The organism is Luteimonas sp. A482, assembly GCF_054072655.1.
In genome coordinates this window covers 1-1,315 of record NZ_JBSVRO010000016.1, presented here as the reverse complement: position 1 = coordinate 1,315, position 1,315 = coordinate 1, and the positions used below count along the sequence as shown (strand labels likewise).

Below are 1,315 nucleotides of genomic sequence, written 5' to 3'. Positions count from 1 at the left end.
CGAGATCCGGCGTGCGGCCCCTGCTGAATTACGGTGGTCTGACACCGAGGCGTTATCGGGCGCGCACGTCGGGCTCTCGGCGCCTACGGTAGGGGAAACTCAAGACATAAGGCGTTAGGCCCTACACCAAATGGCGAGGCAAGACAGATGATTAGAAGCGGCGCCTTGTCACTCATCACGCTAGTGCTCTTCATGAGTGCGGCTCAGACGCTAGCCACACCACCGCCGGAAAATAGGCCGCAGTACTGTGCAAGCAGCTTCTGCGTGGAAGTTATCGCTTACAGTTCCGTTGAGGGCGCGGTCATCGACCGAAGCAACAACGCAGAGCGCATTAGCATTCGCCTTCAAGATGGAACGCGCATTGCGTTTGCTGCGAGGCCCGTTCGCGAGAACGAGAATGCTTATGGGGGCGCTTCAGATTGGGCCTGGCACTCTCCATCAATGGCGACTTCCAGACGATGCATGGGTTGCGATGACCCCGAAGTGCCCTCGCTCATCGTGGGGGTTGCTGTAGCTGGAGACCCAGAACTTGTGACTAAGCATCTACACGGTAGTCTGTGTGGCTGGTCAGCGAGGTACCGCTGGAGAGGTGATGAAGCACAGCCTAGACGGATCGAGCTCGGTGAGCAGGAGTGCTTTCGGCACCTACGATGGTAGCGGCCTAACAATGCGTTCAAGCCGAAGCCGCTTCGTTCCGCAAAGTACATGGCAGGTACAGCTTGCCATGTGCTTTGCTCCACTACGCGTCTCGGCTTAACTTAGGCGTTAGGCCTCATGCTCAAGATATTCTCACTCATTTTGCTTTTAATGCTCACTGCCTGTGACTTCGGAAGGTCGGCATCTCGCATTGCTTATTGGCAGAGCGAAACGGAGAAATATTTGCCAGTAGGCATTAGCAAGGGCGACGCGGAGAAGTTCTTCCATGATCGCGGGCTCACGCTTAGATGCTGCATGTCTGGCCCGAACATAGAGAGCGCGCATGCCGCACGAGAGAGAAATATTGGCCGTCACTTCTTCATGGAATACGAAGCAAACATCATTGTCGATTTCAAGGACGACAAGGTGGATCGGGTACGCGTCATGCGCTTTGGGGTCGGGCTATGAGGCCAAACAGTTCGTTCAAGCCGAACGCGTTTCGCTACACCAACAACATGGCAGAACAGCTTGCCATGTTGTTGGCTCCGCTACGCAGGCCGGCTTAACTCAGCAACTGTCTTGAAGCGTGCCGCTCAAGCCAGTGCCAGGCCCTCGGCCCGAAGCTCGTCGCGGCGCCTGGCATTGATGATCCCGAGCAGCTTGCGCATGCAAGCCACCA

General features: G+C 56.4%; 1 protein-coding gene. It reads left to right on the top strand.

Annotation, left to right across the window (positions count from 1 at the left end):
• Positions 1-774 precede the first annotated feature (774 nt).
• Positions 775-1,104, top strand: coding sequence for a hypothetical protein (locus tag ACW5DW_RS17065; RefSeq protein ID WP_457020498.1), 330 nt, complete (start codon positions 775-777; stop codon positions 1,102-1,104).
• Positions 1,105-1,315 lie beyond the last annotated feature (211 nt).

Bases quoted from the DNA above. Each gene is read 5' to 3' on its own strand.
- ACW5DW_RS17065 (WP_457020498.1), top strand. From the start codon at position 775: ATGCTCAAGATATTCTCACTCATTTTGCTTTTAATGCTCACTGCCTGT.